This window comes from Gammaproteobacteria bacterium, assembly GCA_016199745.1.
Lineage (GTDB): Bacteria > Pseudomonadota > Gammaproteobacteria > Acidiferrobacterales > Sulfurifustaceae > JACQFZ01.
The window spans coordinates 118308-136127 of sequence record JACQFZ010000071.1; the positions used below are offsets into that span (position 1 = coordinate 118308).

Annotated in this window: 13 protein-coding genes; 7 read left to right on the forward strand and 6 right to left on the reverse strand. The window is 58.5% G+C overall.

Annotated elements, in window-relative coordinates:
• Nucleotides 1–71: 71 nt before the first annotated feature.
• From HY308_19410 to HY308_19420, 3 genes are all read left to right on the forward strand, one after another.
• Nucleotides 72–1004: a carbohydrate kinase family protein gene (locus HY308_19410; GenBank protein MBI3900430.1), complete on the forward strand. Its 933-nt coding sequence runs from the start codon at nucleotides 72–74 to the stop codon at nucleotides 1002–1004.
• 246 nt (nucleotides 1005–1250) lie between these two features.
• A complete protein-coding gene (locus HY308_19415; GenBank protein MBI3900431.1) occupies nucleotides 1251–3377 on the forward strand; it encodes an adenosylcobalamin-dependent ribonucleoside-diphosphate reductase in 2127 nt (708 codons plus the stop codon).
• 102 nt (nucleotides 3378–3479) lie between these two features.
• The gene (locus HY308_19420; GenBank protein ID MBI3900432.1) at nucleotides 3480–4148 is read left to right on the forward strand and encodes an NrdJb; all 669 of its coding nucleotides are present in this window, start codon (nucleotides 3480–3482) and stop codon (nucleotides 4146–4148) included.
• 911 nt (nucleotides 4149–5059) lie between these two features.
• On the opposite strand, the gene HY308_19425 is transcribed toward HY308_19420, so the two are convergent.
• Nucleotides 5060–5731, reverse strand: a complete 672-nt coding sequence (locus HY308_19425; protein MBI3900433.1) for a nucleotidyltransferase family protein — start codon at nucleotides 5729–5731, stop codon at nucleotides 5060–5062.
• Nucleotides 5728–6714, reverse strand: a complete 987-nt coding sequence (locus HY308_19430; protein MBI3900434.1) for a phosphotransferase — start codon at nucleotides 6712–6714, stop codon at nucleotides 5728–5730. The genes HY308_19425 and HY308_19430 overlap by 4 nt, the downstream gene beginning before the upstream one ends.
• Before the next feature lie 59 nt (nucleotides 6715–6773).
• Between HY308_19430 and HY308_19435 the strand changes: the two genes are divergently transcribed.
• The 4 genes from HY308_19435 to rsmA all read left to right on the forward strand — a co-directional run bounded on the left by HY308_19435 (nucleotide 6774) and on the right by rsmA (nucleotide 12361).
• Entirely contained in the window at nucleotides 6774–9005 is a 2232-nt protein-coding gene (locus HY308_19435) for an LPS-assembly protein LptD (GenBank protein MBI3900435.1), read from the forward strand.
• A 128-nt stretch (nucleotides 9006–9133) separates the two neighbouring features.
• The gene (locus HY308_19440) at nucleotides 9134–10444 is read left to right on the forward strand and encodes a peptidylprolyl isomerase (GenBank protein MBI3900436.1); all 1311 of its coding nucleotides are present in this window, start codon (nucleotides 9134–9136) and stop codon (nucleotides 10442–10444) included.
• Between the two features lie 136 nt (nucleotides 10445–10580).
• Entirely contained in the window at nucleotides 10581–11573 is a 993-nt protein-coding gene (pdxA, locus tag HY308_19445; GenBank protein MBI3900437.1) for a 4-hydroxythreonine-4-phosphate dehydrogenase PdxA, read from the forward strand.
• Nucleotides 11570–12361, forward strand: a complete 792-nt coding sequence (gene rsmA / locus HY308_19450; GenBank protein ID MBI3900438.1) for a 16S rRNA (adenine(1518)-N(6)/adenine(1519)-N(6))-dimethyltransferase RsmA — start codon at nucleotides 11570–11572, stop codon at nucleotides 12359–12361. Before pdxA ends, rsmA begins: the two co-directional genes overlap by 4 nt.
• 76 nt (nucleotides 12362–12437) lie before the next feature.
• Here rsmA and recQ read toward each other — a convergent pair whose 3' ends face one another.
• The 4 genes from recQ to HY308_19470 form a co-directional block, all read right to left on the reverse strand.
• Nucleotides 12438–14270 (reverse strand): DNA helicase RecQ, encoded by a 1833-nt coding sequence (gene recQ / locus HY308_19455; GenBank protein MBI3900439.1) that lies wholly within the window; start codon nucleotides 14268–14270, stop codon nucleotides 12438–12440.
• Between the two features lie 163 nt (nucleotides 14271–14433).
• The gene (locus tag HY308_19460) at nucleotides 14434–15138 is read right to left on the reverse strand and encodes a 1-acyl-sn-glycerol-3-phosphate acyltransferase (protein ID MBI3900440.1); all 705 of its coding nucleotides are present in this window, start codon (nucleotides 15136–15138) and stop codon (nucleotides 14434–14436) included.
• The gene (gmhB, locus tag HY308_19465) at nucleotides 15138–15686 is read right to left on the reverse strand and encodes a D-glycero-beta-D-manno-heptose 1,7-bisphosphate 7-phosphatase (GenBank protein ID MBI3900441.1); all 549 of its coding nucleotides are present in this window, start codon (nucleotides 15684–15686) and stop codon (nucleotides 15138–15140) included. Before gmhB ends, HY308_19460 begins: the two co-directional genes overlap by 1 nt.
• 6 nt (nucleotides 15687–15692) lie before the next feature.
• A complete protein-coding gene (locus tag HY308_19470) occupies nucleotides 15693–17819 on the reverse strand; it encodes a glycine--tRNA ligase subunit beta (protein ID MBI3900442.1) in 2127 nt (708 codons plus the stop codon).
• Between the last annotated feature and the right edge of the window lies 1 nt (nucleotide 17820).

The window sequence follows — 17820 nt, forward strand, 5'->3', positions numbered from 1 at the left end:
AGCCTTTCGAGGCGAGGCGCTTTTTGCCACAATCCACCCCGCTCCCCATTTAAACGATAAAAGGATTGTCCATGACCGCTCTCATCTGCGGATCGTTCGCGTACGACACCATCATGGTGTTTCGCGATCGCTTCAAGAATCACATCCTGCCCGACAAGATTCATATTCTGAATGTGTCGTTCCAAGTGCCGGACATGCGCCGCGAGTTCGGCGGCTGCGCCGGCAACATTGCTTACAACTTGAAGCTGCTCGGCAGCGAGCCATTGCCGTTGGGTACGGTCGGCATCGACTTCCGGCCGTATGCCGAGTGGATGGATCAATGGCAGATCGATCGCCGTTATTTGCGCGAGGTCGATGGCAGCTATACAGCGCAAGCCTTCATCACCACCGATTTAGATGACAACCAGATCACCGCTTTCCACCCAGGCGCGATGAATCACTCGCACACCGTGCAAGTACCACGCGACAGCGGTGCGCGTATCGGCATCGTTGCGCCGGACGGCCGCGATGGCATGGTGCAGCACGCCACGCAGTTCGCCGAAGCGAATATCCCGTTTATCTTCGATCCGGGTCAGGGCATGCCGCTGTTTAATGGCGCTGAACTGCTGCGCTTCATCGATCAGGCGACGTGGGTGACGCTAAACGACTACGAAGCGCAACTTATGCAAGAACGCACTGGCAAAACGCTGGCCGACCTGGCCGACCGGGTCGAGGCGATTATCGTGACGCTCGGGGCACAAGGCTCGAAGATCTATAGCAAGGGCCGCGTCATCGACATTCCAGCGGCGAAGACGCGCGACGCGCGCGATCCGACCGGTTGCGGCGATGCTTACCGCGCCGGCCTACTGTATGGACTGACCAACGAACTCGATTGGGAAACCACCGGACGTATCAGCTCGTTACTCGGCGCGATAAAAATCGCCCATGCCGGTACCCAAAATCATCGCTTCACGCGTGATGAATTTTTTAGTCAGTTCAAAAGTAATTTCGGTTACACCCCTTAAGTCTTTTCGTCCGTACTCCCGCGATATCTAGCGGTCTATGCCCGGCGGCACACGCCGGGCATGCCGACTTTTACCCATATATAAAGGTGCGCAACTTATGTGACGGCTTCTTGACGACACAACATGTAGCGACTACTCTTCCCATCGAACTCTACATGTTGTGTTTTCCCACTTTATCACCCATTTTTTAACGACCCGACCTAGCAGCCGCGGTCTGAACCCAGCAAGGATTATGGAGGGGAGAGAATGAACGCAGTTCCCTTACAGGCTGTCCCGGCAGTATCGACCGAGATTCCCTATCAACCCGCGTCTTACGACATTTGGGACAAAAAATATCGTCTCAAAGCCAAGAACGGGGAAGTCGTCGACCAAGATATGCAAGGCACCTACACCCGCGTCGCCCGCGCATTAGCCGAAGTTGAAATAACCGAAGACAAACGCAGTTTGTGGTATGAGCGCTTTTTGTGGGCGCTGCAGAATGGCGCGATTCCAGCCGGCCGCGTAACGTCGAATGCCGGCGCGCAAGAACATAAGCCGGCCACCAGCACGATTAACTGTACCGTCTCCGGCACAGTGCCGGACTCAATGGACGGCATTCTCGCCGCGGTGCATGAAGCGGGCTTGACCCTCAAGGCCGGCTGCGGCATCGGCTACGAATTCTCCACCTTGCGTCCCAAGGGGGCGTTTGTCAGCGGCGCCGGCGCCTATACCTCGGGCCCACTTTCCTTCATGGATATCTTCGACGCCATGTGCTTCACCGTTTCGTCGGCCGGCGGCCGCCGCGGTGCGCAGATGGGCACGTTCGATATCTCGCATCCCGACATCACCGACTTCATCCGCGCCAAGCGCGAGAACGCGCGGCTGCGCCAGTTCAATTTGTCTTGCCTCATCACCGATGAATTCATGCAGGCGGTGAAGAGCGATGGTCCCTGGGAGTTAGCGTTTCCGGCGAGCCAATCGGAATACGACAACAAGGACACCAAGATCGTTTGGCGCTATTGGCCGGAGAACCACAGCTACATTACCGACGACATCGGTCGCATCGCCTGCCGGGTTTACAAAACCCTGCCGGCGCAGCGCTTGTGGGACTTGATCATGGCGTCGACCTACGACTACGCCGAACCCGGATTCATCCTGATCGACCGCATCAACGAGATGAACAACAATTGGTTCTGCGAGAACATCCGCGCCACCAATCCCTGCGGTGAGCAACCGCTGCCACCGTACGGTTCGTGCTTGCTCGGATCGGTCAACCTGACGAAATTCGTCGAGGACGCATTCACCGATCGCGCCCACTTCAACTGGCAGAAGTATCGCGAGGTCATCGGCATATTCACCCGCATGCTCGACAACGTCGTCGAGATCAATGGCTTGCCGCTTGAGCGGCAACGTTATGAAATCGAACACAAGCGCCGCCATGGCATGGGTTTCTTGGGCCTCGGTTCGACCCTCACTCTGCTCAAGATGAAATACGGCTCGACCGAATCGCTCGCCTTCACCGAACGAGTGGCGCGCGAGATGGCGGAAGTCGGTTGGGAAGTCGGCGTCGAGTTGGCGGAAGAAAAAGGGCCCGCGCCGATTATGGTTGATGAATTCGAAGTCACCGAAGAGATGCTGGTGCGTCGCCCGGAGATGCGCACCGACGGTTACAAAGTCGGCGACAAGGTACCGGGTCGTATCCTACTCGGACGTTACAGCCGCTACATGCAACAGTTCGATAAGTCGTTGACCGAACGCATCGCCGAGAAGGGTGCACGCTTCACACATCACACGTCGATCGCACCGACCGGCACCATCTCGTTGTCGCTCGGCAACAACGCCAGCAACGGCATCGAGCCATCGTTCGCGCACAAGTACTCGCGCAATGTTATTCGCGAAGGCAAGAAGAGCAAAGAGAAGGTCGATGTGTACTCGTACGAGCTGTTGGCCTATCGCACCTTGATCAACCCGGATGCCGACCCAGAGACACAAGATCCGCAAAACAAGCTGCCCGACTACTTCGTCGCCGCCGACGATATCTTGCCGCGGCAACACGTCGATATTCAGGCGGCCGCGCAAAAATGGGTGGATTCTTCGATCTCGAAAACCGCCAATGTACCGACGGACTTCCCGTTCGAAGACTTCAAAGACATTTACATGTACGCCTACGACAAAGGCCTCAAGGGTTGCACCACCTTCCGCTTCAACCCGGCGGCGTTCCAAGGCGTCCTGGTCAAGGAAAAGGATCTCGAGAACACGACCTATCGCTTCACACTGGCCGACGGCAAAGTCGTCGAAGTGAAAGGCAACGAAGAAATCGAGTACGACGGTGAAATGCACACGGCCGCTAACCTCTATGACGCCCTCAAAGAAGGGTACTACGGCAGATTCTAACTAACGCGTCTCACATACTTCCCCTCAGGGGGAGGATAAAGGGTGGGGGTGGGTTTTCTCGAACAAAGCGAAACTCGCCCTCGCCAAATTTTGGAGGCCACTATGGCTATCAAGATCAGCGAAAAGATTACCGGTTTCGATGTCGTCAAGAACGAGGAGCCGGCGCGTCCTGAGAGCAACGTCGTGCACATGCACGAGAAGCTCGAGCGTCCCGACCTGCTCGAGGGCTCGACCTACAAGATCAAAACGCCGCTTACCGAGCATGCGCTCTATGTGACGATTAATGACATCATCCTCAACCTGGATACGCCGAACGAACGTCGCCGGCCGTTTGAGATCTTCATTAATTCCAAGAACATGGACCACTTTCAGTGGGTGGTAGCGCTAACGCGCGTCATCTCGGCAGTGTTTCGCAAAGGCGGTGATTGCACGTTCTTGGTCGAAGAGCTGCGCTCCGTGTTCGATCCGCGCGGCGGCTACTTCAAGAAGGGGCATTACACACCGTCGTTGGTCGCCGACCTCGGCGATGTCATCGAACGACATCTGAAGAAGATCGGTTTGATACCAACGGAAGAGATGGATGCGTCGCGCAAACAATTTCTCGCCGAGAAGCGCGCCGAAGTTTCGAATCGTAACGCTGCACCAAGCGCTGATAGCAACGGTGAGTTCCCCGCTGACGCTCAGTTGTGTGCCAAGTGTTCGGCAAAGGCAGTCATCCGCTTAGATGGATGTGTCACCTGTCTCAACTGTGGTGACTCGAAGTGCGGATGAGTTGTTCATCGCGCGTGATCGCATGATCACAACGCGTCACGCGCGATGATGTGTCGTTGTGTTTTCCAAAAAAGGTTTGCAATTTTGTATTTCTTGTTTTAATGTTCTTGACACATCAAGGAGATCTGCTAAAGAAAGGATGAGCTCGAGACATGGAACGTCGACCGCTGAATGAAGTTGAGCTGTGAAGCGAACGATTGCGATAGCGCGATCGCAGAAACAGCAAAAGCGGAACAGACAACAAGACGAGGCTAACGCAGATTGTTGGATCGATTGCGAAGTAACACAACCGCGAGTCACCGCGCTCTGTCAGAAAAAGAAAAACAAAAGACAATTGAGCGCCGGGCAACCGTCGAACAATGGAACGGATTGCAACCGAAGTGGACTTACCGCGGTCTCGCTCTCTCACTTACCGAATCCCTGGAAGAGATGGTCATGAGCCGTCTCTTGTCTTGCGCCACGAGCAGTACCGCAGGGGCGTCGCCCCTGTTTTAACTCCCTTAAACCTAAACCAAGGAGCCCATCATGGCCGCAAAGAAAAAGGCTAAGAAAAAAGCAGCAAAGAAGAAGAAGTAACGCTAGAGGCGGGAGTCTTCTAGTAACTGCTAGAGAGGGTGTGCGGGAAACCGCCGCTGTCTCGGTAAGGTCGAAAGGCTGCAGTTATTTGGATGAATCGCCCGCCTCGCAGCAGAATGAGCCGGTAGCATCGCCCAACCCCAAATCGGTGCGATGCTACCGGTTTTTTATCACCCTTAAACCTATCAACCCGCGCCACCCAAACCAGGCGGCGGAACCCGCTTCCTTATTTTGGCTGCATTCGCGACTAACGCCTAGCAAAAGTTTTCCCTTACGCATTAATAGCTTATGCGAACCTGCCTAAGAATCGGCCGTTATCGACCCCATACCTATTACTAATTGCCGGCCCGGCTAAGCAGCCGGTCGAGCTCTTGAAGTCGGGTAGGAGTGCCAACATCCAACCAGTATCCCGAATGGTGTTCGCCACTCACATGTCCATTCTTCATTGCTTGCCGCAACAACGGCGCTAACGGGAACCGCCCCGGCTGACATTGGGCAAACAATGCTGGCCGATAGACGCCGACACCGGCGAATGTAAACCGCGGCAAGCCGTCATCGCCGACGATACCTTCTCGCAACGCGAAGTCTCCCTGCGGATGATGCGAAGGATTGTCGACCAACACGAGATGCGCGAGATCGATCGAGATCGCTAGAAGCTTTTCAAAAGGATAATCAGTCCAGACATCGCCGTTGATCACTAAGAAAGGAACGTCACCCAGCAGTGGCAAGGCGCGATGAATACCACCACCCGTCTCCAACGGACCGTCCGACTCGGGTGAATAACGGATACGTACACCGTACTGCGCGCCATCAGCCAATGCGTGTTCGATGGCGCTTCCCAAATAAGAATGATTAATAACGATATCGCGCAAGCCGGCACGCGCCAACTTCTCGATTAAATGCACGATCAACGGCCGACCCCCGACAGGGAGCAATGGCTTCGGTAAGGTATCTGTCAGCGGTCGCATGCGCTCGCCGCGGCCGGCGGCAAGGATCATCGCCTTCATGACCGCCCTTTCGGTACGGCGTCGAGCTCAAGCAATAGCGCGCTCAACGGTGCCAGCTCGTGATAACGCGATGTGACATCGAGCACGTAACCCAACGTCCGCGGAATATCGTTCAAATACCCTGGCTTACCGTCGCGATGATTGAGTCGAGCGAAGATGCCGGTAGCCTTGAGATGGCGCTGTACTCCCATCCAATCGAACCAACGAAGCAAGCGCGCTTGGCTTTCACTCGATAAAAGACCGGCTTGCTGGGCCTTCGCCTGATAGGCCTGTACCCAACCCTCTACCCGCGCCCGCGGCCACGCCACGTAGCAATCGCGCAACAACGACACCAGATCGTAGGTGATTGGACCATGCACGGCGTCTTGAAAGTCGAGCACGCCGGGACTGGAAGTCGATGTCACCATCAAGTTGCGCGAATGATAGTCACGATGTACCCAGACTTTAGGCTGCTCCAACGCCGACTCAATGAGACAAGTAAAGATGTCGTCGAGCACGGCATTGTGCCGTGCCGACAAAGAGCGGCTAAGATGACACCCCAAGTACCATTGGCGGAACAATTCCATTTCACGCCGCAGCAGCTCGGCATCATAGGGCGGCAGGAACACAGGATCGGTGCGCGTTCCTGACTGTAGGACGATGAGCGCGTCGATCGCATCGCGATACAACCGCTCGACGGTCGACTCGTTCAACACTTGCAAATAGAGCTTATCGCCAAGATCGCTGATCAGCAGGAACCCGCGCGCCAAATCTTCGGCGATGATTTCCGGTACATTGAGGCCCAACGCACGAAAACGGCGGGCGATGCGCACGTACGGATGCGAGTCTTCCTTGTCCGGCGGTGCATCCATGACAATAAAAGTTGCACCGCTCGCGGTTTGCACGCGAAAGTAACGCCGAAAGCTCGCATCGGCCGACGCCGGGCGAACGGTACAATGAGAGTCGCTCAAGATTTGTGCCGCCCATTCGGACAGCGCGGTCAGTCGTTGATCAGACACTAGAATAAGTCTCGCGCGTTATGCCTTGATGGAGCGCGCATTGTATGCAAAGTTATCGGGACATCATAAACCTCATGCTTCCCCGTTTCCGCAAACCCCGCGAAGCCGTACGGCTTCTACTCTACGCATTGTGCGTCGCGTCCGGGAGCGTATGGGCAGAAGAATCCGTCGATACCTGTCCCATCGACCGCGTTACCACTCCGCCGGTCCCGCGGACAGCTTCATCGACACCTGGTCCAACTCATGCTCGCGCCGACAGCGTCGTTTCGCACAATGCCGATGTTACCGAGCTCAAGGGCAATGCCGAGGTCGAACGCGATGGAGAGCGGGTAGGCGCCGACTATCTGCGCTACAACCGCACAACCAGCCAAGCAGACGCCAACGGTAACGTCACGATGACCTCGCCGGACGGCGCGCAATTCCGAACGGGCGAGGCCCATCTCAAGCTCAACGATCGCATCGGCTTCACCGATGCCGGCACTTTCCGCCTGCCGACGAACCAAGGCCGCGGCGACATGCAGCACACCGACTTCGAAGGCAAGGACATGACGCGCCTCAAAGATGTGCGCTTCACCACCTGCCCCGAGGGACGCAACGACTGGTACTTACACGCCCGCACGCTCGATCTCGATAACAAAGAAGATCTCGGCACCGCACACCAGGTCACGCTCGATATCGGCGGCGTGCCGCTGATATATCTGCCCTACCTCAGTTTCCCAATATCGAACGAGCGTAAGAGCGGCTTCCTGATGCCGGAGTTCGGTTATGGCAGCGATCTCGGAGTTATCGTTGCCGCGCCGTACTACTTCAACCTAGCGCCTAATTACGATGCGACCCTGACGCCGCGGCTGCTGACCGAACGCGGCCTGCAATGGCGTGGTCAATTTCGATATTTAGGGCCTGGCTTCGAAGGCATATTCGACGGCGAATACCTACACGACGACAAACAGACGGAAGAGGACCGCGCCGCCTGGCGGCTGTTGCACGACCAGACGTTTAATGCCTTTTGGACGGCAAAAGTCGATCTGCGCCGCGTGTCCGATGCAAGTTACGTGAATGACTTCGGCGAGCGTCTTACCGAAACTAGCGCCACCGATTTGCCGCAGAATGCCGAGCTCACTTACCGCGGCGCAATTTGGACGTTTTCCGTGCGCGCTTCCGACTATCAATCGCTCGACCGCTCGGTCGATCCGCTCAGCCGGCCGTATGCCCGCTTACCGCAACTCTTGTTGAGCGCACAACCGCCGGTGACAGTCAGCGGACTACAGTACGGTTTCGATAGCGAGTTCAACCGCTTCAAACGCGATGTCGGCCTAATCGCGAATCGCACGAATTTGAATCCATCCGTCAAGCTGCCGGTGTCGCGGCCATACGGTTTCGTGACGCCCGAGCTTGGTTGGCGCTATATCGATTACTCGCTGGAACGTACCACCGAGCCCGATCCTAATTTCTCTATCGATGCGCCATTCGCCGATCTGGACAGCGGGCTGTTCTTCGACCGCGAATTCACATTCGGTGGCAAGGCCTATTCGCAGACGCTCGAACCCCGGCTTTACTATTTGTATGTCCCCTATCGCGAGCAACGGCAAATATCGTCGAAATTGCTTTTCGATTCCGGGGTACCGGAATTTACCTATGCCAATTTGTTCCGTAACAATCGCTTTGTCGGCGGTGATCGCATCGGCGATGCTAACCAATTGGCCATCGGTATAACCTCGCACCTCATGAACCAGAACGGCGCCGATCTTTTCGCCGTCAGCATCGGCCGTATCCACTACTTCAACGAACGCCGCGTCGTCTTAAGCGGCGGCGAAGGCCTGTTCGACGACTCGTCGAACATCATCGCCGAGGCCATTGCCTACCCGGCGTCAAGCTGGCTGGCGCGCACGACTGTTCAATACGAGCCCGAGATCAATGCCGCGGTACGCAGTAATTCCTACATCGAGTATCAGCCCGGTTCGCACAAGTTCTTTACGATCGGTTACCGGCGCGAACGCGGCTCCAAGGAAGAAGTCGACATAGCGCTCGAATGGCCGTTATGGGGGCCATGGGCATTACAGACCCGATCGCTCTACTCGACGCGCGACAATGAGAACCATGAGAGCACGGTCGGGCTCCAGTACAACGCCTGTTGTTGGGCGGTGCGGCTGTACGCCAATCGACGCCTGACACAAACCGACGAAGATGCGTCCGATGGAACGCCGTTCACCGAGCAGCGCACCAACTTCGGTTTTGAGATCGAGCTGGCCGGCCTCGGCAATTCCGCCCGTCGCTAACGGAATCGTTGGCGACTGTAAAATCAGCCATTTTTCCATTTCTCCAAACGACTACGCCGCGCCACAGCTCCAATAGCAGCGACACCCTGTGATACGCTCGCGCTATCCGGATTCGATCGAGAACTGTCATGCGCTTACTTTTCATTCCTTGTCTGCTTGCCGCACTGCTGGTCCCAGCGACCGCGTCGGCGGTGGCAGCGACCAGCAACCAAGTAAAGGACGTCGATCGCGTCGTCGCGATCGTCAACAACGATGTCATCACGCTTACCGAGCTCGAGGCGCGGCTGCATGAAGTAAAGGAGCAGCTCGCCGCGCAAAAGATCAAGTCGCCGCCGGATGACGTGCTGCGCCGACAGCTGCTGGAGCGGATGATCGTCGATCAGCTGCAGTTGCAGCTCGCCGCGCAAACCGGCATCCGCGTCACCGACCAGGACATCGAACAGGCGCTGCAGTCCATCGCCAGCCGCAATCAGATGACGGTCGACAAGCTCTATGAAACGGTTAAGCAACAGGGGATCGACCGGGCGGCCTATCGCGCGCAGCTGCGCGATCAAATAATGATGCAGCAGCTCACCGAGCGCGAAGTCAACAATCGCATCAACATCAGCGATAGCGAGATTAACAATTTCATCGAGCAAAGCCGCGCGCAACCGGCCGCCGACGAGTTCGAGCTGTCGCATATTTATCTCCCCATTCCCGAATCGGCCACCCCCGAGCAAATTCAAGCGGCGAAGAAACGCGCCGACGACGTCTCTCGGCAGATCAAAGCCGGTGAAGATTTCGCGCGCGCCGCGGTGACTTATTCGCAGGGCGCGGAAGCGCTCAAGGGCGGCCACATCGGTTGGAAGAGCGCCGGCCAACTGCCGGAGCTGTTCGTCGGCGCCCTCGAAAAATTAAAGCCGGGCGAGGTCAGCGACGTGCTGCGTGGCCCGAACGGGTTCCATCTGCTGCGACTCAATCAACGTCGCGGCGGCGCCATTAAAGAAGAAGCGGTACAACAAACGCGCGTCCGTCATATCCTCATTAAGCCCACCGAAATTCAAACGCGCGACGAGGTGACCCAAACTTTGCGTCGCCTGCGCGAGCGCATCAGCAACGGTGAAGATTTTGACCAACTGGCGCACGCCTATTCCGAAGATCCGCTATCCGCCAGTAAGGGCGGCGATCTCGGCTGGATAAATCCGGGACAGGTCGTGCCCGAGTTCGAGCGCGCCATGAACGCCCTAACGCCGGGACAAACCAGCGAGCCGGTGGCTTCGCCGTTCGGCTTGCACCTCATCCAAGTGCTCGACCGCCGCCAAGCGATGACGGACGAGCGCGCCCGTCTGACAGCGCGCAAACAAATCCACGCACGCAAGGCCGACGATCGTTATGAGCAATGGCTACGGCGACTGCGGGATGAGGCCTATGTCGAGGTTATGCTGGACGAAGTTGACTGATTTGCCGCTCGCCCTTCGTTAACTCTCTGCTCCTGGGAGAAGGGCTAGGAATGCATACGGTATTTATCGTCGGGGCGAACTGCGACTTCCCTCACCCCATCCCTCTCCCGAAGGGAGAGGGGGAGTTAGTACGCTGATGCGACCTGTAATAGTTGCCCTAACGCCGGGGGAACCTGCCGGCGTCGGACCCGAGCTCTGTGCGCGGCTCGCCCTGCAGCCGCGCGATTTCGGGTTGGTCTTCATCGGTGATCCGACGGTATTACAAGCGCGGGCGCGCTTGCTCAATCTGACATTGCCGTTGTCGCCGTGGCCCGGACGCACCGCCGCGGCCGCCGCCGGAACCTACGTCCTGCCGATCAACGCCGCCCACCCAGTCACACCCGGCCGACTCGATCCGGCGAATGCCGCGTACGTACTCGAAACGTTGCGGGTGGCGGTCGACGGCTGTCTGCATGACGAATTCGACGCGCTGGTCACCGGGCCGGTACACAAAGGCATCCTGAACGACGCCGGTATTCCATTCACCGGCCATACCGAGTTCTTCGGCGAGCGCACGAGCGCACAACCGGTGATGATGCTCACCTGCCCCGGTCTACGTGTGGCGCTTGCGACCACGCACCTGCCGCTAGCCGAGGTTAGCCGCCATATCACGCCGGAGCTGCTGCACCGCGTACTGACCATTCTGCAGCGCGACTTGCGCGAAAAATTCAACATCGCCGAGCCACGCATCGCCGTCTGCGGCCTGAACCCGCATGCCGGCGAAGGCGGACACCTAGGACGCGAAGAAATCGATGTGATCGAACCGGTGCTGAAACAGCTCAATGCCAGCGGCATGCGCCTGCGTGGGCCGTTACCGGCCGATACCGCGTTCCTGCCGTCGAACTTGGCTGAGGTCGACGCGGTACTGGCGATGTATCACGACCAAGGCTTGCCGGTGCTAAAGCATCGCGATTTCGCGCACGCGGTGAACGTGACCTTAGGATTACCGTTCATCCGCACCTCGGTCGATCACGGCACCGCGCTCGAACTCGCCGGCAGCGGCCGCGCCGATCCGTCAAGTCTGCTGGCGGCGCTGGCGCTCGCGGTTGAGCTGGCGAAAGCGAAACAGTCGGTACACGGTTCGGCATGACCGATTTCCTAAGACCGCGCAAACGCTTCGGTCAACACTTCCTGCACGACCGCTCGATCATCGAGCGCATCGTCAACGCCCTTAATCCGCGGCCCGGCGAAACCATCGTCGAAATCGGCCCCGGCCGCGGCGCGCTGACATTGCCGTTGCTCGAACGCGCCGGCACATTGCACGCCGTCGAGCTCGACCGTGATCTAGCGGCGCGCCTGCCGGCACTGACTGCCGGTCAGGGTCAGCTGGTGCTGCATCAAGCCGATGCACTCACGTTCAACTTTGCCAACCTCGCGCAAACGCAACCGCTACGCATCATCGGCAATCTGCCGTACAACATCTCGACGCCGCTGCTATTTCATTTGCTCGATCATGCCAGTGCCATCACCGACATGGTGTTCATGTTGCAAAAAGAAGTCGCCGACCGCATGGTGGCGGCGCCGGACATGGAAGACTACGGCCGCTTGAGCGTAATGATTCAGTGGCGCTGCCAGGTCGAACACCTGTTCGACGTCGGCCCCGGCGCATTCACACCGCCGCCGAAGGTCGACTCCAGCATCGTCCGCCTGCGCCCGCGACCGGCAGCCGACATCCAACAAACCCATCCGGAAAATTTCTATCGCGTCGTGAAGGCGGCGTTTGCGCAGCGGCGTAAGACGTTACGCAACTGTTTGCGCGGCTTGATCGACGATGCCGGCTTTGCCGCTGCCGGCATCGACCCGGTGCGGCGGGCGGAGACGTTGTCGTTGGCAGAATTTGCCCGACTCACAGCACAGATAAAAACTAATTCTATGTAGGGTGGGCAACACCTTTCTGCCCACATGTTTCTATTGAATCCGCGTGGGCAGAAAGGCACTGCCCACCCTACATTTTTTATTCGTTGCCGCGCGCGATCTCGCTCAATATTTTTTCACCATACGCTTCGAGCTTTTTCGCACCCACACCAGAAATGCCGCGCAACTGATCGAGCGTACGCGGACACGCATCGGCGATTTCGCGCAGCGTGGCGTCGTGAAAAATGATATAGGCCGGCATACCCTGCGATTTCGCAGTCTCCGAGCGCCACACGCGCAGACGTTCGTACAGCCCCAGTGCGGTGGGCGACAACCCTTCCACGGCGATACCCGCACGTTGTACGCGCTCGGTCCGTTCGCGTCGCGCCGGCGGACGTGCGATTTGCTTGCGCAACATGACTTGGCGCTCGCCCTTCAGCACCGCGCGGCTCGCTTCCGTTAACACCAGCGTGCCGTAAGCGTCGTGATCCACCGCCAGCAAACCGGCGGCAATCAACTGGCGTAACACCGTGCGCCAATCAGTCTCCGACAAATCGGCACCGACACCGAATACCGACAGCGTGTCGTGGCGCCACTGCTTCACTTTGTCGGTCGTTTGACCGCGCAACACGTCGGTCACATGACCGGCGCCAAAGCGCTGACCCCGTTCTTTCCATAAGCGGGCGACGCAGGACAGCACCTTCTGCGCGGCGATCGTGCCGTCCCATACCTGCGGTGGATCGAGACAGTTATCGCAATTGCCGCAGGCCCGTCCGCTTTCACCGAAATAGGCGAGCAAACGCACGCGCCGGCATTCGCTGGTTTCGCAAAACCCGAGCATGGCGTCGAGCTTAGCGCCGGAAATGCGTTTGTAATTTTCGTTGGCTTCCGAACCGTCGATCAGCCGCCGTTGCTGCACCACATCCTGCAAGCCATAGGCGAGCCAGGCGTTAGCCGGTAAACCGTCACGGCCGGCACGACCCGTTTCTTGGTAATAGCCCTCGATACTCTTCGGCAGATCGAGATGCGCCACGAAGCGCACGTCCGGTTTGTCGATGCCCATGCCAAAGGCGATCGTCGCCACCATCACCATGCCGTCTTCGCGTAGAAAGCGTGTTTGATGGCGTTGGCGCGTCCCGCCGTCCATGCCGGCGTGATACGGCAACGCATTGACACCGTCGGCGACCAGCGCGGCGGCGGTTTCCTCCACCTTGGCGCGCGACAAGCAATAAACGATGCCGGCGTCACCGGCGTGCTCGGCACGAATGAAATCGAGCAATTGCTTACGCCCGTTGTTCTTCTCGACGATGCGATAGCGGATATTCGGCCGGTCGAAGCTCGACACGAATATGCGCGCGTCGTCGAGCGCGAGCCGCTTGATGATCTCGGCCCGGGTGGCGCTGTCGGCGGTCGCCGTCAACGCGATCCGCGGCACCGACGGCCAGCGCTCGTGCAACACTGATAACTGGATATATTCCGGACGGAAGTCGTGGCCCCACTGCGAGACGCAGTGAGCCTCGTCGATGGCAAACAGTGCGACCTTGGCGCGATCGAGCAGGCTCAAACAGCGCTCCGTCAGCAAGCGCTCAGGCGCGACGTACAGCAGATCGAGCTTGCCGTCGACCACGTCGCGCTCGACGCGATCAGCCTCGCGCCAATCGAGCGTCGAATTGAGGAACGCGGCGTTGACGCCGACTTCGCGCAATGCCGTCACTTGATCCTGCATCAACGCGATCAACGGCGAGACGACAACGCCGATGCCGTCGCGCAACAACGCCGGAATTTGGTAACACAACGATTTGCCGCCGCCGGTCGGCATCAGCACCAGACAATCGCCACCGGCGCTGACCTGCTCGACGACCTCGGCTTGCTGACCGCGGAACACGGGATAGCCGAAGACGTCGTTGAGAATTTTTAGCGCGCGTTGGTCCATTGCGAATGCTAACTCCGCGCCCCGCTCTCCCGTTGCGGGAGAGCAGAAGGGGGAACGGGGTAATCATAATTGATTTGCATGATACCCCCTCTCCTCTGTCCCCTCTCCGGCAACGGGAGAGGGGAACTCTGTTTGAACGACTTACCCCGCTTACGCGGAAATCCTATTCGAGTAATCGCATCGTTTGGGTAATCCACGCCTCCGCCTCGCGATTGATTTGCTCGGCGGTCTTGCCGCGCGTTTCGATCGCCGGGCCAATGACGACGTCGATCGTGCCGGGGCGCTTGCGCAAACCGTGCCGCGGCCAATAGTGCCCGGCATTATGCGCAACCGGTACCACCAAGCAGCCGCTCTCCGACGCCAGCACCGCACCGCCTATCCCCCAGCGACGACGCTGACCGGGCATGACCCGCGTGCCTTCGGGGAACACCGTGATCCAGATACCTTCCGCCAGACGCGCGCGCCCTTGATGGACGACTTGCTGCATGGCGCGCCGGCCGGAGCGGCGATCGATAGCGATCGGCTTCAATAACGCCAGCGCCCAGCCGAACAACGGAATCCACAACAACTCGCGCTTCAATACCCAAGTCTGCGGCGGAAAGATTTGCGCGAAGGCGAGCGTTTCCCAGGCCGACTGATGCTTGGCCATGATGATCGCCGGGCCGGAAGGCAAATGCTCGCGTCCCTGTACTCGATAGCCAACGCCGCACAACACGCGCACCAGCCACACGTGGAAGCACGCCCAGCGGCTGATGAAATAAAAACGCAGCGGAAACGGGAACGGAAACGTCAGCAGCGACAACGGCGCCCAAATTGCAACCGCGAGCCACATGATGGCGCTAAACAGGAGCCCACGGAGGAAGTGCATTAAGCCGCCGGCAGATCACCCGAAAGTAGCGCGTCGGTAAACGCCGCTAAATCGTCGTACACCGGCACCTCGAGTTGCTTGTTCTTGCGCAGCGTGCGCCGACCTTTGCCGGTGCGCACCAACACCGGCCGCGCGGTCGCGTCGCGCGCGGCGATTAAATCGCGTTCGCTATCGCCGACGGCATAAACGTTTTGCAAATTCACTTTCAATCGATCCGCCACTTCCTCGAACAAACCCGGCAGCGGCTTACGGCAACGACAACCGTCGTCGGGACCGTGCGGGCAAAAATAAATCGAATCGATTTCGCCGCCCTTGGCGCGCACGGCCTCGATCATCTTGGCGTGGATCTGCATCAACATATCGGTGTCGAACAGGCCACGGGCCACACCCGACTGATTACTGATGACGACCACGCGATAACCCTCGCGATGCAAGCGCGCAATCGCTTCCAAACTCCCGGGAACCGGGATCCATTCTTCCGGCGACTTGATGTAATCGTCGGCGTCCTGGTTGATCACACCGTCGCGGTCGAGGATGACGATTTTCATCGCGGTTTATCCTTGCAGTTGCGAGACATCGGCAATTCGGCGGAACTCGGCACGGATCGCCGCCAGCAATTGTAAGCGGGCCGTGCGCAGATTTTCGTCGTCAACCATCACCATGACATGCTCGAAGAAGGCATCGACGGCACCGCGTAATTGCGATAACTCTTTCAATGCAGCCGCATAATCGCCTTTGGCAGCCAGCGGTTGCACCCGCATCGCCGCCTCGCCGAGCTGGCGCGCCAATTCCTTCTCGGCCGGTTCCTGAAATAACGCACCGTCGATCGCGGCAGCGATCTTCTCCGGATCGCCACCGCCGGCCTGGCGCAGAATATTGTGGATGCGCTTGTTGGCGGCCGCCAGCGCCTGCCCTTCCGGCAACGCGCGGAACTTGCGGATCGCTTCCAACCGTGGCAACACCTGATCGAGCCGCGCCGGGTTCAGCACCAGCACCGCTTCGATCTCGTCGGCGGTGTAGCCCTTCTCACGCAGGTACGATCGCAGGCGATCGAAGAAAAAGTTTTGCAGGTCGCGACTGACATTGGCACTAAGCACGCCGCTCTTGAATTGCTGACGCGCGTGGTCGATCAGCTCGCTCAGATCGAGCGGCAGCGACTTCTCGATCAATATGCGCAACACGCCGACCGCGGCACGGCGTAGTCCGAACGGATCTTTCTCGCCGGTCGGGATCAAACCGATACCGAAGATACCCGCCAACGTATCGAGCTTGTCGGCCAACGCAACCGCGACCGCGATCGGCCCTTGCGGTAAGTCACCGGCAGCGGCACGCGGCAAATAGTGCTGCTCGATGGCGTCGGCAATCTCCGCCGGCTCGCCGTCGTGGCACGCGTAGTAACGGCCCATGATGCCTTGCAGCTCGGGGAACTCGCCAACCATGTCGGTCAACAGATCGGCCTTGCACAAATAAGCGGCGCGTTCGGCGGCGGCGATGTCGATCTGCAACATCTCGGCGATCCAATGCGCCAGGCCGATCAGCCGATGTACACGCTCGAGCTGCGTACCGAGCTTGTTGTGATACACCACGTGCGACAACCGCGGCGTGCGATCTTCCAGCGGTTGCTTGCGGTCTTGGTCGTAGAAGAATTTGGCGTCCGACAACCGCGCGCGCAACACGCGCTCGTTGCCATGAATGATATGGCGCGGATCCTTCGGCTGCATGTTGGCGGCGAACAGGAAACGTGCGTGCAATTTTCCATGCGCGTCCGCCACCGGAAAATATTTCTGGTGCTGCTGCATGCTGACGATCAGGCATTCGCGCGGCACATCGAGAAACGACGGATCGAACTCACCGACATACACGTGCGGGCTTTCGACGATGCTCGTCACCTCGTCGACTAGCTCGAGCGCTTTGCCCTGCTGCCAGCTGGCACCCTTACCGAATTTGGTGACGGCCTTGTTGAGCTCGCCGACGATCGCCTGCCGCCGCTCGGCAAATGGTGCAAGCAGCTTGCCTTGCGTACGCAGCGTCTTTTCGTAATCGGTAGCGCGCTTGATGACAACCACGCCCTTGCTCAAGAAACGATGGCCGAGCGTTTTATTGCCGCTCTTTAATCCCAGCACCGTGCCCGCCACGACTTTGGTACCGTGCAACAAGATCACGCCATGCACCGGCCGCACGAACTGGACCTCGCTCACCCCCCAACGCATGAGCTTCGCCACCGGCAACTTTTTCAATGCCGCCTCAACGATCGTCGGCAAATGCTGCGCCAACGGCTCGCCCTTTTGTTTCAGTTGATAAACGAAATACTCGCCCTTGTCGTCTTTGCGGCGTTCGAGCTTGGCGACATCGGCATTGCAAGAACGAGCAAAACCAAGCAGCGCCGGCGTCGGCTGACCATCGGCGTTCAAGCCAGACTGCAGCGACGGGCCTTTGCGCTCGATCGTGCGATCGAGTTGCTTAGCGAGCACGGCACCGACACGCACCGCCAAACGCCGCGGCGTAGCGAACGATTCATGCGCGCTCGACTCGTTGAGAAAATGTTTTTCCTTCAAGCCATCGAACACGCCGTTGGCGAACGCTTCAGACAAACGTGGCAACGACTTCGGCGGCAACTCTTCGGTCAACAGTTCGATCAACAAACTGTCGCCGGAAATTTTGAGCAATTTCTTTTTCAACATT